Below are 24,747 nucleotides of genomic sequence, written 5' to 3' on the forward strand. Positions count from 1 at the left end.
GTGACGCAAGAGTAACTTTAAACTATGAAAAGCACTGAGCTTAATTTGATTCCTTTCTTTGTCGCTGTGTATGAAGAAAGCAGTATGTCCAAAGCGGCTAATCGTTTAGGGGTGAGCCAACCTGCGGTGAGTAAAGCCTTAAAACGTCTGCGTGAGATTTACGACGATCCTTTGTTTCATCGCAGCCCTGCTGGGGTTAAGCCAACGACCTTTGCCTCTGATATTTACCCTGCGCTGTCGGCGTCGTTTAAAAACTTTACGTCTACATTAACTGCCACCAGAGATTTTGATCCTAAGGTATCCGAGCGTATATTTTCTATCGCTTGTATTCCTTTAGTCGGGTATCGATTGATGCCAGAGCTGCTTTTGAAAATCAAAAGTTTAGCGCCCAATATAGATCTGGATGTTCATCCGCTGTTTACCGAAGACCATGAATCAGATTTAAGATTGCAACGCTATGACTTGGTGCTAGATATGCGCCCAGTCGAAAAGACCAGCTTAAAGATAGAAAAGTTAGGTACTGAAAGCGTACGGGCGATTGTCAGACAAGGGCATCCAAGGATCAGTGACAGTATCAGCATTGAACAGTTTTTAGCGGAAGAGCACATAGCGGTATCGCGCTGGCAAAGCAGAAGCTCATTTTTATCGAATGATCACTTTCCTGAGCTAAGTAAGCGAAAAATTGTGTATCGTTCGCCGGGGATTTTGGAAGTGTTACCTGTGGTATCTAGTACCGACTATATCTCGTTATTTCCGTCATCACTGATAAAGCAAGTGGGCGGCAATTATCCCATCCAAGTGTTGGAGACGTCGTTTTTAGATATATCAGAAGATTTATGTATGTTGTGGCATCCAAGCCGAACCGCAGAAGCCGGTCACAAATGGCTAAGAACTCAAATTCAGAGCGTATCTAAATCGATATTTAATGATTAGAGTAAAGGCACGGTAACCGTCTTGGTATTGTTTTTCCCTTACAATACCAAGAAGGTTTCTAAGCGGCAGCTTATAGGCTATACCAAGCTTTTCCTGCTTTAAAGCCGATCAGTGATGACATTTGTTCAAGATAAATTGCAGGAACTTGTGACAACTCTTTTGGTAATTCTGATTGAGATACAAATTGAGCTAAAAATGATTTGTACGTAGAGAGCATACCTTCATTTGTATCTGTAGCACCTTGTGCTCTGGCGATTTTACGCGCTTTTTGTATTAAGTAGCTTTCGATAATGCCTGCTTCACCACGAAGTAAAGCATGTTTGTTCACCATACCCAGTTCATCGTTGGCAATATCGTTAGAAATTGTCGTTTTTAGCAGTGTTAACTTAGAAGTATCCATTGTTGTATTCCCCCACAGAATCAAAATAAAAGATGAATTCGTGTCTCATTATTCGCGCACTAAACTAGGCACATAAGCTATGCAAATAAGCCATGCAAAAAAGGTGTTAAATAATGAACAACGAAAAAAGATGATGCATCCTAGACGCAGAATGTTAACTAGTCCACAAAAATCGTATGAATATGTAAGATTGCGAATAAATTGATTGCCAGCGAAGGAGGTTTGTGGTATTGGGGTTACTTTAGTTTGTCGTAAGCTATATTTATTTTTTTCATCATCTCATTACTTCCAGACCTATCAAAGTGGTATATGTTTGAAAGTTTTATATAGTTGCTTTTTATTAATTTTTTATTAGTCTCTCCAAATTTCAATCCAAGTATTTCATATGGAGAATTGTTAGGGCTGGAGTTAATTACTTGTTCTAATTCAGTTATTTTATTTAACAGGTCGTTGATTTCCTTTCCTTTTTCTTTCTCTTTTTTTACAGAGCTTAATTCTAATTCGGTTATTTTATCAGCTAAATAATTAATGGTTTCTTTATGACTTTCAATTTCTGACTTTAATTCAGATACTCGAATATTTGCTTTCCTAATTGTAGCATTAGCAGTTTCTAAAAGTGAACTATTATCTTTATAAGGTAGATCTTTAAGTTGTATATATTCAAACGCTTTATCAAATTCTATTGAGAATAAACAATCTGAATATTTTTTTAATTCTTCGTAGCTAAATTTAAATTTTAATTTTGAATGTAGTCTATCAATAACATTTTTAATAGCCAATATTGATTGTTTTTTCTTTTTATTTATAATGGCATCTTTTTTAATTGCATATTTATACATCGCATCAACAAAGATATAACCAAACATGGTAATTAAAAGAAAGTCGTACCAAGACAAGCTATAATCGTTATACTTGAACATAAGTACCATAATAATGGTAGCGACAGAATATACAAAATACCCACTACTTTTAACTAAAAAAACAGATAGCCATTGAGGTAAAGTTTCATTGAAACGCTTATACTCATGCAATGCTTGGCAGTCTATTATAACGTTATTAATTAGTTCTTTTCTATTGTTTTTCTTGATGTCTAAAGAAAATAAAAACCTATGTATACCATTTTCATTTAAATATTTAACCGCTGAGTTTCTATTTTCTTTGTATAAGCTAATATCAGATTTTGAATTTATTAGATCTCTTGTATTTATACATCCATGCTTCAATTCAGTATCAACAAGTTGCTTGTCGTATTTAGTGTTTGAGGCGAAATCAATTAAAACATTCAAATTTAAAATATTCATGATAGTAGCAATAAACAATGGTCATTTCGTGATTATAGCACCACCTAAATAAAGAAATCTATGTGTATTACTTTATATGAAATAGAGTTAATATTTAATTTTGAAGGATGATTTATATGTTAATAGATGTACGGTATGTGAATTTCATCTCATATCTTAGTTGAATATATTTTATTGATATAATGCAGGTTGAAATTGCGGTCCAAAATTTATTTTCAATCATGACCGCAATTTCTATCAAAAAGCTTACAAACGAGCCGTTGCCATTTCGCCACCGTCGATGTGTAGCACTTCGCCAGAGATGTAGCTGGCTCTTGTAGAAGAGATAAAGACCACGGCGTTCGCTACTTCTTGTGGGCTTGCTAGGCGACCCATTGGGTGTGCGTCTTCTTTGGCTTTAAATTCTGTTGGTGCTGAGATTCTGTAGCCATCCCAACCGCCGCCAGGGAAGAGGGTTGAACCGGGTGCGATAGTATTAAAGCGGATTTTTCCTGCGTGCTCTTTTGATAGTGAGTAAACATACTGGGTAAGAGCGGCTTTAATTGACGCGTAAGCGCTGGTGCAATCTGTGATAGTGGCGCTAATTGAACCAATGAAAGTAACGGCTGGATTAGGGTTGGTCATTGCTGGAATAACTGCTTCAATATTTTTCACAGTGGCAAGCAGATCAACTTCGATTGAATCTTCCCAGCTGCCGCTTAATGCGCTGACGTTAGGAACAAATACGTCAACAGCACCAATTTCTGCAATCCATGCTTTAAAATCAGCTTCTTTAGTGACGTCTAATTGTTTAGTGAAAACATTGCTGAAATCTTTTAGATTTTCTAGGGCTAGGTCCAGTTTTTCTTGGCTGCGACCACAAAAGTACACGTTGGCACCTTCTTCTAGAAAGGTTTTTACCATAGTCGCGCCAATGCCAGTGCTGCCACCGGTAATTACAATGTTTTTGCCTTTGAAATTCAGATCCATATCGTCAATATCCTCTTAATTTTTTGATACTTTAGGCTTGCCTGTCACAACCTAATTTTATGAGTCTTATAACAGTATATGCTGATCTGCAATAGAAAAGACAAGGTGTTACTTACTTTGTATTTTTCAAGGGTAACAGCCACATAGGGATTATAAATAACAGAGTGGATCTGGCGTGTTCGAGCGTCAAATTTAGGCTGATGGCGCAGAAGATGAACTCGCTGGGTATTCTATATCATGTTCAATATAATCATCTTCGCTAAACCAAGTTACTGTGCCCACATAATCATTTTCATTTAGTCGGCTATCGATAAGAGCGGCAAAGCGGGCGGTCATTTTGAATAAGCCATTTTTATTTTCTAGGCCAGAGAGTAGATCTGCGGCAATGGCTTGTGCTTTGTCGTCCAGTTGTAAGTTCATGTAGTGCATATTTTACCTGTCTATATTTCCTGATCGATATTGCCTAAATGGCAAGAGTCTTGCTCCAAGCGCCACAGTATGCAGGTTAGTGTCTCAAGTTGTAAGTGAATTCGTTGTAGCGTGAGTTTTTGGAGTGATAAAAAAATGCCGCAAAGCGTACAAGCAATGCGGCAGATTATTTAATTGTTGATTCAGCGCTTATTTTTTGGAAAGCAGCTGTTTGACGGCGGTCTCTAGCTGAACATCACGCTGGTTAGCAATGCTGTCAGGATAGTTATGAACTATCACATCTGGCACTATTTCTTGGTTTTCCAACCAGTCACCGTGTTTATCCTTCACGCCAAGTTGCGGCACGCCGTAGACTAGCATTGGGTTTTGCTGTTGTTGCCAGTTTACAAAAGTCCCTGTGCCTGGAACGGTATCCCCGACAACTTTACCTAATTTGTTGTCTTGATATAGCTGCGCCATCACTGAAGCATCTGAATAACAATAAGAGTTGACCAGCAGTACTGTAGGTTTAGTCCAGCGTCGGATTGGGAATTTCGTTACTTGGAAACCGTCACGACTCACAGCGGTGCCGTATTGAACGGCAGATAGTAAGTCTATAATTTGGTCATGCAGATTACCGCCGGTGTTAAAGCGAATATCAATCACTACTGCGTCTTTATCTCGGTTTTCACCAAACAGTTTGTCGACTAACTCTTTATAATTGTCTGAGTCCATTTGTGGCACGTGCACATAACCAATTTTGCCTTTTGATAGGGTGTCAGCCAGTTTTTCGTTTTTAGCGACCCAATATTGATAAGAGAGTTCAAATTCTTGTTTGTTATCAATAGGGAACACCTGCACATTTTGCACTTTATCTGAATCGGGCTTAACAACACCAAGGGTGGTTGGTTTGCCGATAAGGTTGCGCAAGTACGGGTAAATATCATCCGATTTTTGGATAGCAGTACCGTTAACGGTTTTGATGATGCTACCTGCCACAATGGCAGAGTTAGGCAGGTCGGACGGGCCGTTGTCTAACACTGTTGCAACGCGTACCCCTTCGCCTTGATAGCTGTCGTCATAAAATACGCCTAACGCACCGACTTTTTCCCAATCTTGGCCTTGCCCTTCATAAGATGCACCAGTATGTGAAGCGTTTAATTCGCCGACCATCTCACTTAGCAGAATCGCAAAGTCTTGATAGGTGTGAATGGCTGGTAAATGACGGGCATAGCTGGCTTTTAGTCCAGCCCAATCAACATTGTGTAACTCGGCGTTGTAAAAACGTTGCTCTGATAAGCGCCATACGTGATTGAAGATGTAATCTCTTTCTTGTGCGAAATCAAATTCAGCTTGCAGATCAAATGCTTGAGTTTTGGATTGATGAGTCGCAAGACTGTAATTTTCGATAGTGCCATTGCCTAGCATAATCACAGTGCTGCCATCATTACTTAACTGAATTTGTGATACCGCTGCCGCTGGGCGCGTAAATAACGGTGTGAACTCTTGGGTTGCGACTGAGAAAGTAGCAAATACAAGGTTCTCTTTTTGATTGTAAGCGACCAGTACATCTTTGTTGTCTGGCGATAGCGCCGCAAACTGTAAATTAAGTGACAGTGGCGTTAAGCGATGTATGCGCTGAGCAAGCCCTTTTTCATCGACTTTTGTTTTAGGTGCCAAGGCTTGTTGTTCAGCTTGTTTTTTCGCCTTGCTGTCATCTTTATCTTTAGAATTGTCTTCATCACTTGCCGCTGTGAGTGGCACGGCATCTTGATGTTTAAACCAGTTATATTCTGTGAATTTATTCAAAGAAACACCATAAACATCAAGCTGTGTTGGAGAACCATCTAGCTTAGTCACGCCATCTTTAGTTGTCAGCCAATACGCCACTTGACCATCGTTTGAGAACACAGGTGATAATTTACTAAAACCACCTTGGCTTAACACAATGCGTTTATCTTGCTTGGTGGTATCAAACATCAAAATTTTGTTTGCGCCAAACAAACTGCCAGTGCGAGATAGCACATACTGACTGTCTGGTGACCAACTGTAGCTCCAGTCGCCTCTCGCATACGAATAAAGCTCAGTGGATTTAACCAGTGGCATAATCGATTTATCGGCAAGGTTTTCAACAACTAAGTTATTAATATCAACGCGGTAGGCGATTTTTTTGTTGTCAGGTGATAGAACAGGTTGGTATTCATCTTGCGGAGTTTGCGTGACCGCTGTCTCGGTGATAGATGTTGAACCAATAAAGCCTTGGTCGGTCGCATTCACTTGACTGCGGTAGATATCCCAATTGCCGTTGCGCTCAGAACTGTAGTACAGAGACTTGCCATCATTAGAGAAAGACACGTCTTTTTCTTGTTGTCCGGTGTGCGTAACGCGAACTACGCTGCCACTGCTCATAGAGACGACAAAAATATCACCACGAGCCACAATCGCAGCTTCTTTACCCGATGGAGACACGGCAAATTCAGTGGCTTGATATTTCAGGTTAACGTTACGCTCACTCGCTTGCAGATCTTGCTTGCGGATATGAATCGCCACTTTATGACTTTTCGCGTCTTGGTTTGGTTTGATCCAGATATCGCCATCATAGCTAAACACGAGATCGTTTTGATTACTCACTGACAATGAACGCAGTGGGAATGTATCAAAAAACGTTTGTTGTTCTGGTTTAGCAGAAGGGTCGTTAATATCTTTACGCCATACGTTAAATGAGCCTGAACGTTCAGATAAATAGTACATAGCGTTGTCATCGGCTGACCAATGCGCGTCCCTGTCTTCGCCTTTGAAGTAGGTTAGCTGTAGGTGTTTGCCACCTTTGTACAGCCAGATATCACGCGCCGATGCTGAGGTATGATGTTTACGCCATTCTTGCTCGATGGAAGGCTTATCTGTGTATAAAAAACCTTGCGCGGTGTGTGCGCTATCAAAACTGCTGACCGCATTGCCTAGCTCTAAGTGTTCTCGTCCGCCATTGGCATTGACAGAATATAAGTAGAAGCCAGCGCCAAATAGGCCATTGCCCATGTTCGCTTTGTCGTTACCAATGCGGCGACTTGCAAAATAAACTGTGCTGCCATCAGAGCTGTAAGAGTAAGGAACGTCTTTGCTTGGATGATAAGTTAAACGCTGCGATTGTCCGCTATTTACATCCATGGTAAAGACATCACCAGTGCCGAAACGGTTCGAGCTAAAGGCAATAGATTTGCCATTAGGAGACCATACCGGATGACTGCTAAATACTGACTCACTGGTTAGTGGAAGTGCGTCTCCTCCAGTGCTTGGTACAAGCCAAAGTTGCCCTGCATAGCGAAAGACAATTTGTGAACCATCGGGTGATACTGCGGCATCGCGATACCAGTTTGCAGAATTGGCAGTGTCAGTTTGCTGTACTGGGGCGGCAATAACCACCGAAGTAGAAACCGCTAACAGGCCAAGTGTTTGAGTCAGGCGTTTAAACACGAAATATTCCCATCTAGACAAAAGATAAACGGTAGCAAATTGCGCCTTAGCTTTGGGTTATATTATCGGTAAATTAGCTTTCAATAACCGTGCTAAGTCTTTGCTAAGCAAAGAATAAGGATAGTTGAGAGCGTGGTGATTTTAAAATAAATAGGGCTAAACCTCATCAAAGCTATGTTTGATGTGATTTAGCCCGATAAAACAGTCAGCGTGAAATGAATAAAGCGTTATTTTTTGCTTACGGTATTGGTGACTTCATTGAGTACATTACCGGTCGCGCCGCTGGGTAGGGTAATGCCTAATAAGTTAGATAAAGTGGGCGCAATATCATAAGGGGTGATTGCAGTGGTGACTTTTTGCGCGCTGATGTTATGCCCAGCAAAAATGACAGGCACATGCGTATCATAACGCCATGGCGAGCCATGAGTGGAAGCTACGGTTAGGCCATCCATATCATTAATATAGGTTCTTGGCTTGAATACCAAATAGACATCACCGGAGCGGTTTGCATGATAATTGTTGCTGATCATGGTATTGAGATAACTATCGGCTAATCGCCCTGTTGCGATATCGTCACTGGTGACTGCATTCGCAACGCCTTTTATTTTCATCGCTTCCTCGGCAATAACCGCTTGTAATTGCGCAAGGTTGATGGATTTTTGTTTGATTAACTCGTGATTCAAATAGACATAAGGCTGAGCATATAGCCTTATGATCTCTTCATTAACCGCAAACTCTGTGGCAAGTCGTTGTTTGAGGTTGTCGGTGAGTAAATTAGATTTATCAAAATACTGGGCTTGTTTTAACCCAAGTGAAGCGGCCACAGGGGAGGCCTCAGGCGCGCCATGATCGGCGGACAATACCATCACGGTATTGTCTAAACCAATGCGCTTATTTATCTCAGCAAACAATCCTTGCAAGGTTCTATCTAAACGAATCAAGTTATCCTCAGCTTCAAGGCTTGATGGCCCATAAAGATGCAGCACATAGTCATTGGATGAAAAGCTGATCGCTAGAAAATCGGTGACACTGCGACGCCCAAGTTGCTCTTCTTCGAGTAAGGTTTTGGCAAAATCTGCGGTGATTTCATCGCCTGCTGGGCTGATGGTGAGCATGGTCGAATAATACGGGAAACTTTCTGGCCCATAAGGGTGGGGAAAGGTTCTTTGAAAGCCGGCTAGATCGAATTTGTGCTGCTGTGAGACTTCTTCAAGTGTGTATTTGTCCCTTGCCAGAGCAAGCTCCCAACGCTTACCTGAATATTGTGAGGGTACGTTCTTTTTATTCCACGCCTCGACCCAGTTCGGATAGCGGGTGTAGTAATAATCACTGGTGACAAACTCAGCAGTGGCTTTGGAAAACCAAAAAGCTTTGCCTGTGTGGCCGGCTAGCGCAATGGCGCCGCGATCTTTAGTGGATACGGCAAATACTTTTGAGCGACCATTGTTTGAAATCGTTAGCTCATCACCAAAAGTGGAGACTAGCATTGGCGCAGGCGAGCGGCCATCTTGCTTGGCGGTGCGTTGGGTCGGATCAATTTCTGTAGATTGATCAACCCCTGCTTGTTGAGTGAGCATTTGGTAGTCGCCATCTTCAACGTTATACACCAAGCGTTGCTGAGCGCGGTCATACCAAACATTGCCGACCATGCCGTGCACCGAAGGAGGCGCACCGGTGGCAAGTGAGGCGTGACCGACAATGGTTTCGGTGTTGGCGTGTTGATAATGAGCATTGCGGTAATAGATGCCGTTATCCATCAGGTAACGAAAACCGCCATCGGTGAAATTGTGCTTATAACGCTCTAGAAGATCTCCGCGCAGTCCATCGACTGTGATTTGCAATACCAACTTAGGTTGGGTGTCTTGCGCGAAAGCAAAAGCATTAAACAGCCCCATACTGGCAAAGCCTAAGCCCAGTGCAATTAATTGTTTTTTCATAGAAATGACCTATTTAGACCTGATTTTTAAAACGCACACTAATGTGCACTGCGCACTAACCGTAATCCCATATCCGACATGGTGATGGACTGACTGGCGAAGTCGCGTCGAAAGTTCTCCGATTGCTCAGCACTATAAGCAAAACTGCCACCGCGCACGGATTTATGGGCAAGTTTGATGTCAGTGTGTTGGGCGTTATTTGGGTTATCTTGTGGTGAGTTGCGGTAATAGGTTTCTTCAAAAGCATCGATGGTAAATTCGCCAACATTGCCCGTCATATCATACAGTCCGAGCTCGTTGGGCTTTTTCTGACCAACGCGGTGCGCTTGATTGTTGGCATTGCCTGCATGCCACGCTACCTCATCAATATTGTTGGAACCGCTGTAAGTGTAACCTTGAGAATAATTACCTCCCTTGGCGGCAAATTCCCATTCCGCTTCGGTAGGCAAGCGATAGTTTTGCCCAGTGACTTCGTTTAAGCGCTGCACAAAAAAGTACGCTTGTTGCCAACTCAAGTTATTTACTGGCACTTGCGGGTCTTGGAAAAAGCTTCGAGAGTGTCCCATCACTTCTTCAAACAAAGCCTGAGTCACTTCATATTTGGCGATATAAAAGCTATTCACTCGCACGGTATGCGCCGGCTTTTCTGCTGCGTGTGCGGAAGGCGAGTCTGAGCCCATGACAAATGTGCCACCTTCTACAAGCACCATATCCGCTTCTATTTTCGTGGTAAGAGGGTGAGGTTCTACAAGAGAACATCCTGTCGTTGTTAACACTAGCGTCCATGCTAAGAGGGAGTAAGAGTTTTTCAAAGGCAGGTTCATGCTTAGTCTCTTTAGAAATAAAAACATAAGCTTATCAAGGAGCGACTTTCCAAATGGTTATAAGCGCAATAACAAGCCTTTTGTATAACCAAAAGTTAAAATTAGGCTGTTTTTGGCAACCAAAATAACGGTATCGATATGTTGTTGACTCAAGGCCCACAGTTTAATGGTCACCCTTCTAAAAGAATGCACGTCATGGCAAAGCCAATTGGCGCGGCGTGTAATATTGATTGTAATTATTGCTACTACCTAAGTAAGCAAGACCTTTTACAGTACAAAAAAGGTTGTTCACCACAGATGAGTGATGACGATCTTGAGTTGTATATCAAACACTATATTGAGGCGCAAAATACCCCAGAGATCATTTTCTCTTGGCAAGGGGGCGAGCCAACGTTATTGGGGTTAGCCTATTTTGAAAAGATTGTTGAGTTGCAGAAAAAGTATCAGCCACAAGGCGTGAGTATTGCCAACGATCTGCAAACCAACGGCACCTTGTTAAACGCTAAGTGGTGTCAGTTTTTAAAAGAGAACAACTTTTTAGTGGGGCTAAGTATCGATGGCCCTGCGATGTACCACGATGCTTACCGCACCAATAGAGCAGGGCGCGGCACTCATAAACAAGTGATGGAAGCGGTAAAACTGCTGCATGAGTATGAAGTACGTTTTGCCACACTCACTTGCATCAACAACCTAACCAGTCGTAATCCGTTAGAGGTGTACCGTTTTTTGCGCGACGAAGTGAAATCGCCGCAAATGCAGTTTATTCCGATTGTGGAACAAAAGACGTTTCGTGATACGGCGCCGCAAACTTGGGCGGCAAATGATCAACCTCGTCAAGGTGATAAACGCTTGATTCCAGGTGCAAAAAACTCGGTGATGGAATCATGGTGCGTATCAGATGAAGCGTGGGGCAATTTTTTGATCGCCGTATTTGATGAATGGGCCACTCACGATATCGGCACAGTGTTTGTGCAATATTTTGAAGCCTTTATTGAAACTTGGATGGGGCGCAAGAACCCGCTTTGTACCTTGAGTGAATTTTGTGGAAAGGGCTTAGCGATGGAGCCAAATGGCGACGTATTTGCTTGCGATCACTATGTGTACCCTGAATACAAAATCGGTAACTTGCATACGGATAAATTAGATGAAATGGCATTTTCGAGTCAGCAACAACGTTTTGGCTTTTCTAAAACTCGCAATTTAACCGAGCAGTGTAAGCAATGCGATTACCAGTTTGCTTGCTTTGGTGAGTGTCCTAAAAAACGCTTTATTCGCACTCGTCAAGGTGAGCCTGGCCTTAACTATTTGTGCGCGGGCTGGCATAAGTTTTATAAGCATGCAGATCGCTCTTTAGCACATATATTGCGCGTGATGGGTTACCCAGTCGCGCATGGTAAATACAGTGATTCGGTAATGCGTCAGGCTATGGCACTGCAACAGCCAAAGCCGATAAAGAACAACATGTTCAATAAAAACGTATTCGGGGCTAAGTTTTGATGAATCGTAACTATCTCAATATGAGTCGAATTGTTTTGTTCCTGACTCTGGCGCTGAGTTTCTCAGTCAATGCCCGTTTAAGTGCTGGTGGAGAAACAGCGGTTACAAGCCATAACCAGAATAGCCATTCGTCAGCTGAGCAGCTTTCGTATATTGCGCAAGACAGAAATAACTCAATTGCAACACGCATTGATGCGCTACATCAATTGGCGCAGCACCCAAGCCAAAGTGCGCTTATTGCCGTGGCAAGAGGGCTAAAAGATCTCTCTTATGAAATAAGAGCGGCATCGGTGAGCGCAACAGAGCCTTATCAGTTTGCGCATCGCTGGCGATTATTAGCGCCACTGATGAACGATTTGGTAGTGGATGTGCGAATGGCCGTTGCGCACAATTTAGTGGTTGAATATAGCGAAATGAATGCGCTACAAAAACAGCAGTTTGCGAGCGTATTTGACGAATGGATAGCAAGGCTTGAGCACGCCTCTGATGAAGAGTCGTTAATTAGCATGGCACTAGCGTATGTGCATGTTGAGCGCTATTCACAGGCGAGGCAGGTTTATTTTCAATTAACAGATCAATCACAGCACAACGTTGAAGCTTGGATTGGCATCGCCGAAACTTACCGTTTGGAGCACAATGATTTTCAGGCGTTAAATGTATTGCAAGATGCCTTGAATGCCAATCCGCAACAGCCAAAACTGTATTACTCTAAAGCATTGACTTTAGTGCGTTTAGACAGAAAGCCACAAGCGGCGAAGGCAATGGAAAAGGCCGCAACACTGGCAAAAACCAATGCGCATTACTGGTATGTAAACGGTATTTTGCATGAAGTGTTTAACCCTATGGCAGCGCAACATTCACTGCAAAAGGCGTACAACATTTCGCGTAATCCACAACATTTGTATGCGGTGTGCGATTTAAAAATTAGACATGCTGATGTGGGTGCAAAACAGTGTGTGCTAGAGCTAAAAAGCCTAGCACCCGATGAAGTGACCAACGCATTAATGCGTCGTATTGACCACGGGGATGACATTATTACGCACTAAGGCACGTTTTACGTTTTTACACAGCTTGCCAAAGCGTCGAATATCATCAAAGTTTGGCGGCGTACCATCTGAGATGTAGTGCTCCCAATACGAAAGCTCAGTATCCACTAGCTCCATTAATTTCTTTGGACAACCGACGCAGTTGGTTCCCGTACCGCAGACAAAAGTCTCGTCTTCATAAAGAGGCAATTCGATTTTGGCTTGCTCTATCAGATTATGCATTGCGGTGAGTCTATCGGGTTTGCGTTCGGTCATTTCGCTGAGCCTTGAATTCTAGTTGGGGATATAATAATACAAATAGATCCAATGTATATAGATCGTTTCATTATTAAGAAACGCCCAGATTAAAAGCAAACCTACTAGGTAGATACTTAGGGGAGTATCTGCTTGTTTAAAGGAAATTGTGATGATGAAGTTGATAATGTTTTGGGTTTTTTCGTAGTTTGTTTTTTGGTTTAGCAAATTGTTGCTACAAAGCGTGCTATCACAAGATCATGGATGAATCGTCATTTGTAATGATAGGAATGCATGCAGCATTTTTCTCTTTGCAAAATTCAAGACCTGACCCCATTTATTCAGTGGCGCACAATTTAGTGGTTGAATATAGCGAAATGAATGCACTACAAAAACAGCAGTTTGAAAGCGTATTTGACGAATGGATAGCAAGGCTTGAGCAAACCTCTGGTGAAGAGTCGTTAATTAGCATGGCGCTAGCGTATGTGCATGTTGAGCGCTATTCACAGGCGAGGCAGGTTTATTTTCAATTAACAGATCAATCACAGCACAACGTTGAAGCTTGGATTGGCATCGCAGAAACTTATCGTTTGGAGCACAATGATTTTCAGGCATTAAATGTGTTGCAAGATGCCCTGCAAGCCAATCCGCAACAGCCACAGTTGTATTACTCTAAAGCATTGACTTTAGTGCGTTTAGACAGAAAGCCCCAAGCGGCGCAGGCAATGGAAAAGGCGGCAACACTGGCGAAAACCAATGCGCATTACTGGTATGTAAACGGTATTTTGCATGAAGTGTTTAACCCTATGGCAGCGCAACAGTCACTGCAAAAAGCGTACAACATTTCGCGTAACCCACAACATTTGTATGCGGTGTGCGATTTAAAAATTAGACATGCTGATGTGGGTGCAAAACAGTGTGTGCTAGAGCTAAAAAGCCTAGCGCCTGATGAAGTGATTAATGGATTAATGCGTCGTATTGACCACGGGGATGACGTTATTACGCACTAAGGCACGTTTTACGTTTTTACACAGCTTGCCAAAGCGTCGAATATCATCAAAGTTTGGTGGTGTACCATCTGAGATGTAGTGCTCCCAATACGAAAGCTCAGTATCCACTAGCTCCATTAATTTCTTTGGACAACCGACGCAGTTGGTTCCCGTACCGCAGACAAAAGTCTCATCTTCATAAAGAGGCAATTCGATTTTGGCTTGCTCTATAAGGTTATGCATTGCAGTGAGTCTATCGGGTTTACGTTCGGTCATTTCGCTGAGCCTTGAATTTTAGTCGCGGATATAATAATACAAATAGATTCAATGTATATAGATCGTTTCATTATTAAGAAATGCCCAGATTGAAAGCAAACCTACTAGGTAGATGCTTAGGGGGAGTGTCTGCTTGTTTAAAGGAAATTGTGATGATGAAGTTGATAACTTTTTGGGGTTTTTCATAGTCCGTTTTTTGGTTTAGCGGACTTTTGTTTCAAAGCTTGCTATCACAAGATCATGGATGATTTATCTCTTGTAGCAAAAGGAACACAGGACGCATTTTTTCTTTGCAAAATTCAAGACCTGACCCCATTTATTTGCAAAATTCAAGACCTGACCCCATTTACTACTAGTATTTGAAACCCTGTTAGCAGAGTGTCTTTGTAGTTGCTCCATTGTAATTAGAAAAGTTTCAATAGTGTGGTTTTTACTTTGAACAAGTGATATTTCGCTAAGTGTAGTGGTTCTAATTTGAATTATAAAAAATTTAATTCGTCAAAATGTTATTGAACACAACTTAGAAAGAGCAAGTAATATAGATGCAGACCAAATAAGGCGTGATGAGTATGAAGATGCGTGGAACGCATCACAAATTATTGATGAACAGTTTGGAATATAACAAGGTATGCTAATCTTATATTAATAGATAATCATTAAGGGAATTAAAATATGATTAAAAATATTATCATTAGTTTTTCATTAGGTTTAATTGTTACTGGATGTTCGAGTAAGCCTGAACCCGTAGATCTCACTCAAGCAAGTGATGCTTATAATATGGCATATGGAACGTACTTGACGCAACCGTATCGCTTCGGTGGAAGGACTTATCAAAGCCCACTTAAAGACTTCTCTCAAGATGAAGTCGAAACTATTGAGAAAGAATTTAACAAGCCAAATGGCGGAAACGCATCTGTATTTTTTGGTGCAGTTTCCATCTTAACAGGCAACTTTACGGGTGTGATCGATGTTGTAGGTGGTACAGCCGCTAACATAGCATCATCTAAACATCCAAGCTCGAGCTCTGGTTGGATTGTCAGTGTTGATGCAACACAAGCAAGTGATGGCGTACAAGCAAAAGAGGTAGCAACCAGAATAATTCAAACTAAAACTATTGAATTACTTGAAAGCAAAGGTAATAAAATAGAAAAAGTAACCTTAAAAGATAAAACGAAAAAAGTATCAGAAACAACAGCGTATCAAATAAACGATAAAGCTATTTTTGGCATGGTTATTGACCATTATTATGATAATAAAAACGGCTTTGAATTAAATAGTGACAAAACACAGTATGTGATAACTGGTGATACAAACTGGTGGGGAGTACAGATTGCTAATTTTATGGTGTTCGATAAAAACTATGTTAAAGGTTATAAAGGACTTGATGGATACGAGCAATTTTTAAAAGATCTTACTGCATCACTTCCAGAAAATTACAAATACTATTCATCTACTTTTCCAAGAACTCAGTTTATGGAAAATACTGATAATTCAGCATGGAATTGTAATTGTTTCGATAAATCAATATATAGCTTATATTCACATATAGTACCATCTGTATATTTTAAAGGAACGCGATACGATTTTATTAAACCTGAAGAACAGGATACAGTTGAGAGGTAATGTTATGCAGGTTGAAAAAGCATTAGACTTACTAAGTAGTCAAAATCTAATCTACTTATTATGTGCATTACTTATGCAAAACTGTTGCTACAAAGCTTGCTATCACAAGATCATGGATGAATTGTCATTTGTAATGATAGGAATGCAGGAAGTATTTTCTCTTTGCAAAATTCAAGACCTGACCCCATTTATTCACGCGTTTTTATGTAGAGGTAGAATGCAAAATGTGAAGTCTAAGCATTATATTTCAGTGACTTATGGTAGATTGAGTGAAGTTTAAGCAAGTAGGAATACGGACTAATCTGTTATAATTACAAGTCAAACTCAGCGCAAATAACGAAAAAATTAAATTAGAGATTTATATGGAAATTTGGAGCTCCTTTGCAACAATTTTAGGTCTAATTTCTGCATATAAAGCGGAAGGACGTGCTCGTGATGGTGATGATTACAATGAACTCATTAAATGGTTATCTGAAAAGCGGCACAAAGCTCTTATCGAAGAGTTGAATAATAATCAGATTCTATCGTTGCAAGTTAAGAAACTATTAAATCGTAATCATGATGAGCTTATGGATGGTTTAAATAATTTAGATAGCCTCATCATGCAACTAGCGAGTCAACTGGATGATTTTAAAGGTATCGCAAGCGCAATAGAACCTTCAGTTCAGTTATCTGAACAAGCAATTGACATTTTGCGTCAATTTGATAAATCAGGGGCTTCTCAGTTTCTGGAGGTTAAGACTTCGGCAGGCTCTAACTATTTGTTTTTAGATACGCAAGGTAAACTCAATATCAATGAGCCGCGTTTTGTTCATGATGATCTAACCCAACTCCTCAAACTAGGTCTGTTGGAGCTAGACTTTAACAAACAAGGTTGTCGTATTTTTAAGATTACAAGGTTGATGGTTTCCTATTTAACTAATGTGAAGTAGTAGTTATAACAAATAAGGATAGATGTCGCTCAGCCGACACCTTATCTGGTTATTGAGCAAGTCCAGTGCTACTTTAGTATGTAAATTGTATGATGGATTTTGAAGCAGACTTCACCTTGACACTTTTTTCAAGGTGTTATTTTACATGAATAAACTAACTCCCCAGCTATGACTCTAGGGTGAATGTCGTGTTATTTCAGGTGATTCTGGGGTAGCTGTGATTGACCTAAGACAGCCACGACTAAGATAAAGTCATCTTCTTTGGTGAAATAAGCTGTGTGTTTTCCAATCGGGAAATAAAAGCCATTTGGGTATATCTCGTCACAGCTTCTTCCTAAACCGGGGTTATCAGCTAACATTTGAAACCCAGTTAACAGAGTGTTTTTGTAGTTGCTCCACTGTAATTCAGAAAAGTTTTCAACCGTGTAGTTTTTTACTTTGCGCAAGTGAGATTGCGCTAAGTTACTTAGCTTGTATTTGTTCTTTTGCATAAGTTAGTTACAGCGAATTCAGAAAGCTTTCGCCATCAACTGCGTTTCCATTGTTCAAGTCTTCTTTAGCTGATTTAAAGCAGTGTTTGAGGTATTCAACTTTCATAGCTTCTAGCTCTTCAAAGTCACGAATGGACATGACAACGACAGCATCCTTACTGTTTTTGCTGATTTTTATTGGCTCGCGTTGTGCGTTTAGAAGTAGCTCGCCGAAATTTCGTTTGGCATCATTCGCTGTTAATGTATGCATGGTCAGTTCCCATTAGAGTTTACAGTTAGATTATAATATACCGCATGAAATGTGCAATTTAATTAAATCGTGCGATTCATGCGGAATGCAAGTTAACAAAACTGTACATTAGGGATTGAATGACAATGAGCTTCTTTGTATATAGCGCGGCATCATTTCTCAGTTTGTTGAGTGCTCTTGCCCAAGAATGTGCACTACCACAAGTTTCAATACCCATATACACGAGTGGCGTATTTGCTGTTGTAGTCAGTAGTTTAGCTAGGTCGATACAGCAGAAATGAGGTTTTTATCCCTCAATAGACTCTAACTTTTTTGAAAACCATCGCTACCCAACAAAAATTACCTTCTGTCTTATCTAACTTATCAGCGGTTTGATAGAGTTATGATTCGATGTGCAAGGAGAGTTTGAGATGGGAACTATAATAGGATTGGTCATTTTAGCTGGGGTAGATTGGTATCTTGTTCGGAAAACAGGACTCCATATACCTCAACTAATTTCTAAAAAGTATGCCGAGTATTTACGTGGCAAAGAACATCATAAATAAGACTTTTTAGGCAATAGCTTCATCATTTTCTTATTAAATCTGCTTTTTCCGCTACTTCGGTCGAGTGAAGCCAATACCGTTCATTTTATGCTGATAGCATGGGCAAGAGCGAGTTACTTCAATTTTTACTTTAGGTTCAACGTTTGGGCGTTGGCGAAATAACCCGATATAAACTCAGTTTATGGAGGGTCAATTTGCTGTTTTTGTATATTGCTAAGCTAGCCATTTAGTCTGACGACTAAGAAGAAAAAGAAGGCTAAGTAACCCACAAATATCATGCAGACAGGTAAATATTTCATGCTCAATCCTCACGTTAGAGGGTTGATTATGGGTAGTGTTGTGAATATGAAATAGGAATTAGAGAAATTCATTCTTGAATAAGAAATAGACAAATTTGAATTACTGTAATTCATCGTCAGTGTCCAATTTTGCGCGAATAATAGCCGTACTTAATTAATAACGGCTTACACGCTCAAACTGGATTACCGATGAAAAAGAAACTATTACGCACATTTGTCTCTACCTTATTTATTGGCTTATCAACTAGCACAGCTTTTGCATCTATGACTATGGGTGAGCGAACAATTCCTACTCCGGTAGGGGTTTCGCCAGAGTTTGCTCAAATTATAGAAAACAGAACGGTTGCACCTCCATTGTCAGTGCCGACGAATACAGAAGAGTGGTCAGCGCTACAAGCTCAGTTTGATGCCCCTGGAATCGAAGTGACTCGTCAAGCGCTAGAGCGTTTGCAAGTCACTTATGAAGCCAAGCAGTTTGCAGGGGTCGATACCTTCTTTGTCACGCCAAAGCATATTGCCCCTGAGTATAAAGATAAGTGGCTAGTCCACATTCATGGTGGTGCGTTTGTTTTCGGTGGTGGTGAATCAGCGTTGCGAGAAGCTATTTGGGTTGCTAACGGGATTGGTGCTCAGGTCATTTCTATTGATTATCGTCAGCCGCCACTGCACCCATTCCCTGCGGCCATTGATGATGCTGTGGCAGTATGGAAAGAGCTAATAAAAACACAATCCCCGGAGTCAACCGCGATTTTTGGTACATCTGCAGGCGGTAACTTAACCTTAGCGACAACTCTTAAACTGCAACAACTCGATCTTCCTGCGCCCGGCGCATTGTTTGTTGGTACGCCAGCGGTCGATCTTAAAGAGACATCGGATTCTTGGTTAACACTGCAGGGCTTAGATCCTCTAGGTCAGCGCGAAGGGTTAATTGAGAGTACTTTTGATGTGTATGCTGGTGGAGAAGCGCGCGATAATCCTCTTATTTCACCGATATACGCTGACATTGATGAATTCCCACCAACAGTTTTCATTTCGGGAACTCGTGATCTGTTACTCAGTGACACGGTTCGAATGCATCGACTTTTGCGTAGTGCAGGTGTAGATACGGATCTGCATATCTATGATGCTCAATCTCATGGCGATTATTTGAATAACCTTTTATTTGACATGCCAGAGTCAGAAGACGCACTTAATGAACTAAAAATGTTCTTTAATCAGCACATTAATAAATAAAAATAGGGATGTTAATAGATAATTGTTCACAGGGATGTGGCTTCTTATATAGGAGGCTATTATGACCAAGATTTTTGCTTCTATTTTTAGATGTAGCGCTTCGTTATTGCGAGCGAACTACCATTACTCTCAACATCAATCCATCTTTGAACATTCATATTCAACCACTCCTATGCTGGAATTTCCCCATGTAACGGGCGGGAGAGTACGGTGATTCGAGTGATATTCAAAACACTACTTGGCTGGTATTTATTGATATTCAGTTCAGTAGCGGTTTCAAGCACAAGCCTTGGGCTATCGGATACCTCTAGCCCAAGTCAAACCTTAGCCAGTTTCATGCGAGACTCCAGTATTGTTATTGAGCACTGGCAGCAAGAAACCTTGTATTTAAAAGAAGCCCAGTACGCCTATTCCCAAGTTCAACGCACCATGGATCTCTCAATGGTGCCAAATCGTAGTAGAACTGTGGTTGTGATGGAAAAAGTCATTCTACTAAGAGAGTTACTTGAGCGAATAGACCCAAAGATTCATCAACTTGCTCCTAGCCATAAACAAGTTGTAGAGCGCGGGATTGAGCATTGGCGATTTGGAAATACGGAAATTGTCATTTCGCGTCAATTGGAGGGTGAGCGTAGCGACCAGTTTTTATTTAGCTCTAGTACCATTCAAAGTTTGCCACGTTGGTATCGCACGATGTCAGCGTCTCCTTATGATAAAGAACAACGTCATGATTATTATCAAGAGTTTCTGATTAGCCCTGGACCACTATTTTCTAAGCAGTTCATCTTATCTCTGCCTAAATCATTTAATCAGCTTCTTGGCCCATTACCTTTATGGCAATGGTTGGCATTTGGTGGTGTCCTTATCATGTGCCGGTTATTGATGAAAATCAGTTTTCATTTGGGGGCACGTTGGGATCAGCGCTGGGAAAGCAGAGGCATAAAGTGGCGGGCAGGCAGGTTGTTCTCATTAGTTGGGGTGGTGAACTTATTGCTTGTTGCAAGATGGGTAATTGATGATGGTGTCTGGATCACAGGAAGTATCTATCAACTGTTTACCACCTTATTTTTACTGGCTCAGTTCTTCTTTGTCTCATGGCTCATCATGGCCATTTTTAATTACTTTGCGAACATTTATACCTTTAAAAAGCACAACGGAAAACATGTTGATTCATCATTGATTACCGTGCTTGCCCGTATCTTTGGTGGCCTTACTATTGTCATTCTTGGCGTTTATGTCATTGAGTTCATGGGTTTTTCAATCTCACCTATTCTTGCGGGTCTGGGTGTGGGTGGTCTAGCGGTCGCGTTGGCGGTTCGACCTATCCTAGAAAACGTTATCAATGGACTCACACTCTATGCTGACGGCGGGGTTAAGCTGGGCGAGTTCTGTCGTTATGGGGATAAACTGGGAACTATAGAGAGTATTGGCTTACGCTCAACGCGTGTTCGAACTCTAGAGCGCTCTTTGATTACCATCCCCAACTCTGAGTTTGCCAATATGGAGATTGATAACTTAGAGCGACGTGATAAACGACGTATGGATCATATTATTCGGCTTCGTTCAGAAACGACACTCGATCAGCTGCGGGTACTGATTGTCAATATTCGTCGCTTGTTATTGCAACATCCTATGATTGAAGAAGAACCGGTGCGGGTTCGATTGATGGGAGTAGGGGAATACTCAATTAATATCAATATGATGGCTTACATTAGTTGTCGCGATAATGAAGAGTTTATGGCGGTGCAAGAAGATATTCTGTTTTCAATGCTGACTCAGGTCGATAGCGTTGGGGCGAAGATTGCGCATTCCACGCAGTACCAATTGTTCAATAAAGTATCATCGGATAACCAAGAACAGAAACGCAAAGCGGAGCAAGTGGTCGCACAGTGGCATGAAGAGCAAGCGTTCCCGTTTCCTGATTTTAGTTACGAATATAAATTTGAAATTAAAGACTCAATTATGTACCCAGCAGCAACGTCTGCAGTGCGTCCGTCTTCTACTTAAAACGAAGCCAATTAATACGTACTCAGCTCCTTCATACCTTCAAGTATCATGCCCTAAAGCGATCCATTATCGCTTTAGGGACTTGAGTTTGGCTGGTGGTTTTTATTTGAGAGCAGAAGCCAGAAAGCGGGCGTATTATCAACTGTCTGGTTGAACTACGCTGTCAAAGTAACTCTGCATAGTTTGATGCAACAGTTGATGAAGCGGAAAGCCTCGCTTGGATTGAAGATAGCCACCCTCTACAACAATTTGGCGCATTTCTTTTGGCAAGTTGGGTAATGGGTAACAGCTGAGATCCGGATCATTGGCGGTCATAAAGCTGCTACCAAAAGAGAAAGCATCTGAATTTTTCAGCTTACTGCGTAATACAGTCAGACTATGTGTCGCTAACACAACATTTGCGGTGTAGCCTTTTGATATATAAAGATCTTCGATTGGCGCTCGTTTGGTGTTGATGCCATCAATCAGGATTCTTGTGATCGGTAGATGATGAATATCTTCCCATTCACTGCTCCTACTTAGTACCGGATGCTCTTTGCGCGCAATAAGGCTCAACTTTACTTCGGTAAGTTTATGTTGGTAGATATCTTGAGGTAATGGGATGCCGGAAAGTTGCAACAAGTAATCGACTTGTCCATTTAGTACTTCTGCTAAGCTTTTGTCTTGCCAGTAGACCAATTTAAAGTTCGCTTGTGGAAGTGCCTCATGTAGAACCTTAAAAATCCCTTCTCCGTATTGTTCAATTAGAAATATGTTCAAAGCGATGGTGACTTCACCGGTAAACATTTTTGGATCAAAGTTGTGGTAGGACTCAACCACCTTAATCAAAGGAGAGTACATTTCATCGGCCGCTTCGGCGAGTTTCTCTGCCAGTTCTGAAGGCTCAACGCCGTGTGCTTTGCGAAGAAAAAGTTGGTCGCCAAAAGTCTCTCTTAACTTCGCCATTCCTCTGCTGACACTGGTTTGCGATATACCCAGCTTGTCTGCTGCCGCGTGAGTATTACGAGTCTCCACAACCGCTTTAAGTAACTTGAGCAGATTTAGGTCTAAGTCTTGAAGTTCTTTCATGGGTTCCCTTGTGGCAATGAAGTTCTATACATCATTTAAGAATAAGGGAAATTAGCGTTTCTTCAATAGCTTAGGAATGAAATGTGTTGAATAATGTTTGCTACGATTCGCAGGAATGTACTATGAGCAAAATGAGCGTTCAACCAAAGGTATTTTATGTCGTAAGGGCTGGCAACATCCGTGTTACAAAGGGCTGGTAAAGAGTTGATGTGAAATAACAAGAGCCTAAGTTAGAGTGTATCGAATTAGCTTAAGCACGCAGAAGCACTAAAAATGCATAAATACAGTTAAAACGCATACGCGTAGTTAAGGCCAAGTTTGTTGTCTGACTGATCATAGATGCCATAGTTAATGGAAACATTTTGATTATCTGCGATTCGATAGGAGAAGCTAGTTTCCCAGTCTAACGTATTGATTTTAAGTGTCTGGTCACTCAAAGACATCGTATAGATGGGTGCGATCATTATTGAGGTTTGTTCTGTAATAGTAATCACACTGTATAATTGTGCCATGGCAATAGGGACATTTTTATCAAGATTATTGCTGGAGATGATGCCCGCGCCAATAACGGGTGCGATAATGAGTCGTTCATGCAGTGGCAAGACTTGCATCGCGTTCAATACGACAGTGTGTGTGTCGTTGCGATCATCATATAAGTAGTCGCCCATCACGCCGCTACCAAAATGGGTGCTGAGTGCCGCAGCTCTAACTCTATATGTGTCAAAGTTATTCAAAGCCTGAGCAAATATCAGAGCAGCCCAATTGTCGGAGATAGTTCTCGCATAACCAAATCCGGTATCAAAGCCTTCGCTGTTGTAGCCTAACTGAAGAGAACTATAAGCTGCGGTCGGATCGGTGAAATCAATAGGGGATGTTTCTATGGTCGCTTCTGTAAATTCTTCTACAGCGGATTCAAAGTCGAGAGTATTTTCATTGGCGATTGAATAGGCGCTTATTACACAACTCAGCAATAATAGTTTATTTTTCAAAGTGGCTCACTTATTATCTGAAATAGGGAATATCTATGGTTAGGTGTTATACCAATCGTATTAAATTACGGGGCATTCTAGCTTGTTAAAATACTCGATAATTGCGTCACAAATTGATTGTAGAATAACTACTTGTCGAAAAGTTCTGCTTTGTTCTAGAACATTTTGCCTACGCTGTTTTTGCTCACTTACTTAGTGTGATTGGAATTAAAAGATGAGCTGCCAAAAATTGGCAGCTCTAATAATTTAGAAAGAATGTTTAAATGAGAATAATGAGAGGTTATTACCATCATCATATTGGTAGCTATACACGAATGCGTTTGTACTATTCAATTGATAACCCAATTCTGCCTTGTAATCCCAATCTCTCAGCTTTGATTGGTTGCCATTCTTTTCTTTCACTTTACCTAAGCTGTAAGTGTATTCGGGTGTGAAGCCCATCCACAGGCTATCGTTTAGGCTATAGGTCATATCAAGTGATGCACTGGTGTAGTAGACACTACTGCTCATCTGTTGGTGCTTTAGATTACCCAGTGTCACCTGAGGTATCACAGAAAACGATTCATTAGCCATATTCGCTTTATACAGGCTGAAGCTATAGTCATTCGCACGTAAATTATCTGATTGGTAGTTGGTATCATGCACATATTCAAAAACAAGCCCTAAGCCATTGTTTCTTTGAAAATCAAATGCAAATTCGTGGTGATTGAAATTATCGTCACTGCTATATGAACTTAACAAGTTCCAGTCGTTATTGAGTGATTTGGCATATTGAATGCCCATATCAAAGTCATTGCTTCCGTAACCAATATTAAAACCTGAGTAGTGTTGTTTAGATTCAGAGAAATTAACATTGGAATCTGCAATGACTAAAGGCGAAGAAATAAGTGATGCAATTAATAGTGAAGTTTTCGTTAGTTTCATAAATATAATCCTACTTGTGTTTGTTTATGCCTCCATTTTATTTATCGACTTAGTTATTGACTATGAATTACAGTGATTCATATTTGACAGGTATATAGACA

The 24,747-nt window shown here is 41.0% G+C and carries 22 protein-coding genes; 8 read left to right on the top strand and 14 right to left on the bottom strand.

What is annotated here, in order from left to right; all coding sequences use genetic code 11:
* The first annotated feature begins 24 nt into the window (after positions 1–24).
* Entirely contained in the window at positions 25–933 is a 909-nt protein-coding gene (locus OCU38_RS14845; RefSeq protein WP_261824297.1) for a LysR family transcriptional regulator, read from the top strand.
* Positions 934–1,003: 70 nt separating this feature from the next.
* Here OCU38_RS14845 and OCU38_RS14850 read toward each other — a convergent pair whose 3' ends face one another.
* The 7 genes from OCU38_RS14850 to OCU38_RS14880 all read right to left on the bottom strand — a co-directional run bounded on the left by OCU38_RS14850 (position 1,004) and on the right by OCU38_RS14880 (position 10,243).
* A complete protein-coding gene (locus tag OCU38_RS14850) occupies positions 1,004–1,333 on the bottom strand; it encodes a hypothetical protein (RefSeq protein WP_261824298.1) in 330 nt (109 codons plus the stop codon).
* A gap of 236 nt (positions 1,334–1,569) precedes the next feature.
* A complete protein-coding gene (locus OCU38_RS14855; RefSeq protein WP_261824299.1) occupies positions 1,570–2,634 on the bottom strand; it encodes a J domain-containing protein in 1,065 nt (354 codons plus the stop codon).
* A gap of 246 nt (positions 2,635–2,880) precedes the next feature.
* A complete protein-coding gene (locus OCU38_RS14860; RefSeq protein WP_261824300.1) occupies positions 2,881–3,603 on the bottom strand; it encodes an SDR family NAD(P)-dependent oxidoreductase in 723 nt (240 codons plus the stop codon).
* A gap of 192 nt (positions 3,604–3,795) precedes the next feature.
* A complete protein-coding gene (locus tag OCU38_RS14865; protein ID WP_261824301.1) occupies positions 3,796–4,032 on the bottom strand; it encodes a hypothetical protein in 237 nt (78 codons plus the stop codon).
* 189 nt (positions 4,033–4,221) lie between these two features.
* A complete protein-coding gene (locus tag OCU38_RS14870; protein ID WP_261824302.1) occupies positions 4,222–7,482 on the bottom strand; it encodes a S41 family peptidase in 3,261 nt (1,086 codons plus the stop codon).
* A gap of 227 nt (positions 7,483–7,709) precedes the next feature.
* A complete protein-coding gene (locus tag OCU38_RS14875) occupies positions 7,710–9,419 on the bottom strand; it encodes an alkaline phosphatase family protein (protein WP_390625262.1) in 1,710 nt (569 codons plus the stop codon).
* 38 nt (positions 9,420–9,457) lie between these two features.
* Positions 9,458–10,243 carry a formylglycine-generating enzyme family protein gene (locus tag OCU38_RS14880; RefSeq protein ID WP_261824303.1) on the bottom strand — a complete coding sequence of 262 codons (786 nt, stop codon included), beginning with the start codon at positions 10,241–10,243 and terminating at the stop codon, positions 9,458–9,460.
* Positions 10,244–10,381: 138 nt separating this feature from the next.
* Between OCU38_RS14880 and OCU38_RS14885 the strand changes: the two genes are divergently transcribed.
* Positions 10,382–11,740 (top strand): anaerobic sulfatase maturase, encoded by a 1,359-nt coding sequence (locus OCU38_RS14885; RefSeq protein WP_261824304.1) that lies wholly within the window; start codon positions 10,382–10,384, stop codon positions 11,738–11,740.
* Complete coding sequence (locus OCU38_RS14890; RefSeq protein WP_261824305.1) at positions 11,740–12,786, top strand: tetratricopeptide repeat protein; 1,047 nt, start codon at positions 11,740–11,742, stop codon at positions 12,784–12,786. Before OCU38_RS14885 ends, OCU38_RS14890 begins: the two co-directional genes overlap by 1 nt.
* Here the strand turns inward: OCU38_RS14890 and OCU38_RS14895 are convergent.
* Positions 12,742–13,041 (bottom strand): hypothetical protein, encoded by a 300-nt coding sequence (locus OCU38_RS14895; protein ID WP_023403039.1) that lies wholly within the window; start codon positions 13,039–13,041, stop codon positions 12,742–12,744. The two genes, OCU38_RS14890 and OCU38_RS14895, sit on opposite strands and share 45 nt — an antisense overlap.
* 269 nt (positions 13,042–13,310) lie before the next feature.
* Between OCU38_RS14895 and OCU38_RS14900 the strand changes: the two genes are divergently transcribed.
* The gene (locus OCU38_RS14900; protein WP_261824306.1) at positions 13,311–14,030 is read left to right on the top strand and encodes a tetratricopeptide repeat protein; all 720 of its coding nucleotides are present in this window, start codon (positions 13,311–13,313) and stop codon (positions 14,028–14,030) included.
* On the opposite strand, the gene OCU38_RS14905 is transcribed toward OCU38_RS14900, so the two are convergent.
* On the bottom strand, positions 13,986–14,285 hold the full coding sequence (locus OCU38_RS14905; RefSeq protein ID WP_023403039.1) for a hypothetical protein: 300 nt from the start codon (positions 14,283–14,285) through the stop codon (positions 13,986–13,988). The two genes, OCU38_RS14900 and OCU38_RS14905, sit on opposite strands and share 45 nt — an antisense overlap.
* 672 nt (positions 14,286–14,957) lie before the next feature.
* Between OCU38_RS14905 and OCU38_RS14910 the strand changes: the two genes are divergently transcribed.
* The gene (locus OCU38_RS14910; protein WP_261824307.1) at positions 14,958–15,908 is read left to right on the top strand and encodes a hypothetical protein; all 951 of its coding nucleotides are present in this window, start codon (positions 14,958–14,960) and stop codon (positions 15,906–15,908) included.
* A gap of 362 nt (positions 15,909–16,270) precedes the next feature.
* Positions 16,271–16,840 (top strand): hypothetical protein, encoded by a 570-nt coding sequence (locus OCU38_RS14915; RefSeq protein ID WP_261824308.1) that lies wholly within the window; start codon positions 16,271–16,273, stop codon positions 16,838–16,840.
* A 191-nt stretch (positions 16,841–17,031) separates the two neighbouring features.
* Here the strand turns inward: OCU38_RS14915 and OCU38_RS14920 are convergent, their stop codons facing one another.
* A complete protein-coding gene (locus tag OCU38_RS14920) occupies positions 17,032–17,331 on the bottom strand; it encodes a type II toxin-antitoxin system RelE/ParE family toxin (RefSeq protein ID WP_261824309.1) in 300 nt (99 codons plus the stop codon).
* Between the two features lie 7 nt (positions 17,332–17,338).
* The gene (locus OCU38_RS14925; RefSeq protein WP_023403042.1) at positions 17,339–17,581 is read right to left on the bottom strand and encodes a type II toxin-antitoxin system Phd/YefM family antitoxin; all 243 of its coding nucleotides are present in this window, start codon (positions 17,579–17,581) and stop codon (positions 17,339–17,341) included.
* Between the two features lie 1,033 nt (positions 17,582–18,614).
* Here OCU38_RS14925 and OCU38_RS14935 point away from each other — a divergent pair.
* Both OCU38_RS14935 and OCU38_RS14940 read left to right on the top strand, forming a co-directional pair.
* Positions 18,615–19,658, top strand: coding sequence for an alpha/beta hydrolase (locus OCU38_RS14935; protein ID WP_261824310.1), 1,044 nt, complete (start codon positions 18,615–18,617; stop codon positions 19,656–19,658).
* A 219-nt stretch (positions 19,659–19,877) separates the two neighbouring features.
* Complete coding sequence (locus OCU38_RS14940) at positions 19,878–21,665, top strand: mechanosensitive ion channel family protein (protein ID WP_261824311.1); 1,788 nt, start codon at positions 19,878–19,880, stop codon at positions 21,663–21,665.
* Between the two features lie 138 nt (positions 21,666–21,803).
* Here the strand turns inward: OCU38_RS14940 and OCU38_RS14945 are convergent, their stop codons facing one another.
* The 3 genes from OCU38_RS14945 to OCU38_RS14955 form a co-directional block, all read right to left on the bottom strand.
* Positions 21,804–22,733 carry a LysR family transcriptional regulator gene (locus tag OCU38_RS14945; protein WP_261824312.1) on the bottom strand — a complete coding sequence of 310 codons (930 nt, stop codon included), beginning with the start codon at positions 22,731–22,733 and terminating at the stop codon, positions 21,804–21,806.
* Positions 22,734–23,020: 287 nt separating this feature from the next.
* Entirely contained in the window at positions 23,021–23,722 is a 702-nt protein-coding gene (locus OCU38_RS14950) for a hypothetical protein (RefSeq protein ID WP_261824313.1), read from the bottom strand.
* A gap of 246 nt (positions 23,723–23,968) precedes the next feature.
* Positions 23,969–24,646, bottom strand: coding sequence for a hypothetical protein (locus OCU38_RS14955; RefSeq protein WP_261824314.1), 678 nt, complete (start codon positions 24,644–24,646; stop codon positions 23,969–23,971).
* Positions 24,647–24,747 lie beyond the last annotated feature (101 nt).

This window comes from Vibrio neonatus, assembly GCF_024346975.1.
In the GTDB taxonomy this organism is placed as follows: Bacteria; Pseudomonadota; Gammaproteobacteria; order Enterobacterales; family Vibrionaceae; genus Vibrio; species Vibrio neonatus.

Excerpts from the sequence above, each read along its gene's own strand:
- OCU38_RS14845 (WP_261824297.1), top strand. The coding sequence starts at position 25 with ATGAAAAGCACTGAGCTTAATTTGATTCCTTTCTTTGTCGCTGTGTAT.
- OCU38_RS14850 (WP_261824298.1), bottom strand. The coding sequence starts at position 1,333 with ATGGATACTTCTAAGTTAACACTGCTAAAAACGACAATTTCTAACGAT.
- OCU38_RS14855 (WP_261824299.1), bottom strand. The coding sequence starts at position 2,634 with ATGAATATTTTAAATTTGAATGTTTTAATTGATTTCGCCTCAAACACT.
- OCU38_RS14860 (WP_261824300.1), bottom strand. The coding sequence starts at position 3,603 with ATGGATCTGAATTTCAAAGGCAAAAACATTGTAATTACCGGTGGCAGC.
- OCU38_RS14865 (WP_261824301.1), bottom strand. The coding sequence starts at position 4,032 with ATGCACTACATGAACTTACAACTGGACGACAAAGCACAAGCCATTGCC.
- OCU38_RS14875 (WP_390625262.1), bottom strand. The coding sequence starts at position 9,419 with ATGAAAAAACAATTAATTGCACTGGGCTTAGGCTTTGCCAGTATGGGG.
- OCU38_RS14880 (WP_261824303.1), bottom strand. The coding sequence starts at position 10,243 with ATGAACCTGCCTTTGAAAAACTCTTACTCCCTCTTAGCATGGACGCTA.
- OCU38_RS14885 (WP_261824304.1), top strand. The coding sequence starts at position 10,382 with ATGTTGTTGACTCAAGGCCCACAGTTTAATGGTCACCCTTCTAAAAGA.
- OCU38_RS14890 (WP_261824305.1), top strand. The coding sequence starts at position 11,740 with ATGAATCGTAACTATCTCAATATGAGTCGAATTGTTTTGTTCCTGACT.
- OCU38_RS14895 (WP_023403039.1), bottom strand. The coding sequence starts at position 13,041 with ATGACCGAACGCAAACCCGATAGACTCACCGCAATGCATAATCTGATA.
- OCU38_RS14900 (WP_261824306.1), top strand. The coding sequence starts at position 13,311 with ATGCATGCAGCATTTTTCTCTTTGCAAAATTCAAGACCTGACCCCATT.
- OCU38_RS14905 (WP_023403039.1), bottom strand. The coding sequence starts at position 14,285 with ATGACCGAACGTAAACCCGATAGACTCACTGCAATGCATAACCTTATA.
- OCU38_RS14910 (WP_261824307.1), top strand. The coding sequence starts at position 14,958 with ATGATTAAAAATATTATCATTAGTTTTTCATTAGGTTTAATTGTTACT.
- OCU38_RS14915 (WP_261824308.1), top strand. The coding sequence starts at position 16,271 with ATGGAAATTTGGAGCTCCTTTGCAACAATTTTAGGTCTAATTTCTGCA.
- OCU38_RS14920 (WP_261824309.1), bottom strand. The coding sequence starts at position 17,331 with ATGCAAAAGAACAAATACAAGCTAAGTAACTTAGCGCAATCTCACTTG.
- OCU38_RS14925 (WP_023403042.1), bottom strand. The coding sequence starts at position 17,581 with ATGCATACATTAACAGCGAATGATGCCAAACGAAATTTCGGCGAGCTA.
- OCU38_RS14935 (WP_261824310.1), top strand. The coding sequence starts at position 18,615 with ATGAAAAAGAAACTATTACGCACATTTGTCTCTACCTTATTTATTGGC.
- OCU38_RS14945 (WP_261824312.1), bottom strand. The coding sequence starts at position 22,733 with ATGAAAGAACTTCAAGACTTAGACCTAAATCTGCTCAAGTTACTTAAA.
- OCU38_RS14955 (WP_261824314.1), bottom strand. The coding sequence starts at position 24,646 with ATGAAACTAACGAAAACTTCACTATTAATTGCATCACTTATTTCTTCG.